Genomic DNA, 2,627 nt, shown 5'->3' on the forward strand with positions numbered 1-2,627 from the left:
GATAAATATATGTGTATAATATAAAGAGGGAGGGATAGTATGGATTTACTGATTGTAGAAGATGATCCTATAATTAGAGATGGTATGAGTGAATATTTATCAGAATGGGGCTATCATGTCATAGAGGCTAGGGATGGTCGTGAGGCTTTATCCTTATTTAATAAGGATATCAAGGTTGTTCTTTTGGATATTCAGCTTCCATTTATGAATGGATTAGATGTTTTAAAAGAAATAAGAAAAGAAAGTAATATCCCTGTTTTAATGTTGACGGCATTTAATAATGAAGAATACAAAATAGAAGCCTTTACTCAACTTGCTGATGGCTATATTGAAAAGCCATTTTCTCTGCCTGTCTTAAAAGCGAGAATAGAGGGACTTATAAAAAAGTATTATAGTTCTATAGAAATATTCAAATATAAAGATCTAGAAATCAATTTCACAAGTTATACAGCTAAAATAGATGGAAAAGTCATAGATAGTAAGCCTAAAGAATTAGAAATATTAAAATGTCTTCTTGATCATGAAGGACAGGTTCTGTCAAGGATGCAGATTATAGATCAAGTCTGGAAAGAAACAGAAGAAATTCCTTATGATCGTGTAATTGATGTCTATATAAAGGAACTTAGAAAGAAGTTACATCTAGATTGCATATCAACTATTAGAAATGTAGGCTATAAATTGGAGAGATGATGAAAAAACTAAAGATATTTCCTAAAATGTTTCTCCAGATATTTTCTATTCTCAGCATTATTGTCTTATTGATTCATATCTCTATCTACTTGATATTTCCTAGAACGTATCTGGATACTAGAAAGGCTGATATTAATAAAACAGCCAATGAAATATCTCATAATCTAGAAGGTAAGGAAATCAATGAGATTGAAAGAACAATTGATTTGTATTCTAAAAACAGCGATATAAAAGTATTTGTGAGTCAAGAAAATAAAGACAATGAAGTAAAAGTTACAAATAATCTGAATGTGAATTTGAACAGCCTCAATAATTCATTAATTATTGAGGAAAGACGTATTACTTTAAATGATGGACATCAATTGTATTTGAAATTTATCTCTACTGCTGATATGCTGCAGGATGCTAAAGATTTAAGTTTAGGTTTTCTTCCTTATTCATTATCTATTTCTCTTTTATTATCTGCTATCGTTTCATTGATCTATTCAAAATCAATTAAAAATAATATTGATGAAATTAAGAATGTAACTGATCAAATGATGCAATTAGATAAGAATGTCAGTTTAGTCCATAACAGTGATGATGAAGTAGGAGACTTAAAGAAGCAAATCAATGAACTCTATTTTACATTATTGAAGTCAATAGATGATCTAGAACTTAAAAATAAAGAAATTCTCGAACTTGAAAAACTTAAATATGAATTTTTAAAGGCTGCTTCTCATGAATTAAAAACACCTCTAGCAAGTCTTAAAATTATTCTAGAGAACATGATGTATAATGTAGGAAAATATAAAGAGAGAGATGTATATCTTGGACAATGTGTAGATATAGTAGATGATCTTTCAAAAAATATCTCTCAAATATTATCTATCTATTCAATAGATCATCTAAAGAACGATGAAGAAGATGTTATTATAAAAGATGTTCTTAAAGAAGTCCTGAATAAATATGAGTTGCTCGCATATCAGAAGAATATCGTAATCAATAATAAAGTTGGTTTAGAGCATTTATATATTGGTAGAAATGCATTCAGTGTGATTTTATCTAATTTAATAAGCAATGCGATTAAGTATAACTGTGATTATGGAAGAATAGATATAGGGATAAAAGAGAATTGTTTCTATATAGAAAATACCTGCCAGGAGAATCACATGGAATAAAAAAAAGATACAAGTCATGGACTTGGCTTATATATCGTAGGTAACCTATTAAACAATTATCAGATAGACTATCAAATTATTCAGACAAAGACCACGTATCTCTTTAAGATGAAGATACAATGATTTATAACGTAGAATTAAGAAAATCCCCAAAATGAGGATTCTTTAACTGGTACAAAAAAGTGATAGCTTCTAATGGCGAAGATTTAGATTAAGCGTCTAATTTTTTCTTAAATCTTTCAAGTTATTTTAGTTAAGCAGATAAAGAATGAATCAAGGAAAGAGACTCTATAATTGAACAGCTTACTCCTGGAAGGCTCTTGTGTGAAATATTAGAAACAGAGCAACTATATGAACAGCTTTTAGATGTTCTCTTAAGAAGTGACGATAAATATTTGCTGCATCAATATACTGATTTGCTTAGTGAGAAATATCCTGAACAGCTGCTTCAGATATATCGAGAAATTGTTGAAAAACAGGCTGAATCTACTGGGGGCAGAAAGCATTATTACCAAATTGTAGAAGAGTTAAGAATCATGAAATCTATTATCGGCGGTGATAAAGTCGTTGATGAAATCATCAAGAAATGGAAGATTCAATATAGAAACAGAAGCGCAATGATGGATGAATTAAACAGAGCATAATCCACTTCGGTGGATTTTTTTACATCCTTCTTTTACATAAAATAGAGCCATCAAAGGAAAACGTAAATGAAGCAGCTAAATTAAATGATAGTTAGATATATTTCAATCTTTGTATACTATTGACTAGCAGTTG

General features: G+C 29.5%; 3 protein-coding genes. All 3 read left to right on the plus strand.

Features of this window, described 5'->3' with window-relative positions; all coding sequences use genetic code 11:
• Window positions 1-39: 39 nt before the first annotated feature.
• Window positions 40-690, plus strand: coding sequence for a response regulator transcription factor (locus tag ACT8VG_RS09865; protein ID WP_117458223.1), 651 nt, complete (start codon window positions 40-42; stop codon window positions 688-690).
• A gap of 26 nt (window positions 691-716) precedes the next feature.
• Entirely contained in the window at window positions 717-1,850 is a 1,134-nt protein-coding gene (locus ACT8VG_RS09870; protein WP_444195761.1) for a histidine kinase dimerization/phospho-acceptor domain-containing protein, read from the plus strand.
• A 416-nt stretch (window positions 1,851-2,266) separates the two neighbouring features.
• Window positions 2,267-2,494, plus strand: a complete 228-nt coding sequence (locus ACT8VG_RS09875; protein WP_226793271.1) for a hypothetical protein — start codon at window positions 2,267-2,269, stop codon at window positions 2,492-2,494.
• Window positions 2,495-2,627 lie beyond the last annotated feature (133 nt).

This window comes from Catenibacterium sp., assembly GCF_052354645.1.
Taxonomy (GTDB): Bacteria; Bacillota_I; Bacilli_A; order Erysipelotrichales; family Coprobacillaceae; genus Catenibacterium; species Catenibacterium mitsuoka_A.

Coding starts and splice junctions, on each gene's coding strand:
- ACT8VG_RS09865 (WP_117458223.1), top strand. CDS start 40: ATGGATTTACTGATTGTAGAAGATGATCCTATAATTAGAGATGGTATG.
- ACT8VG_RS09870 (WP_444195761.1), top strand. CDS start 717: ATGTTTCTCCAGATATTTTCTATTCTCAGCATTATTGTCTTATTGATT.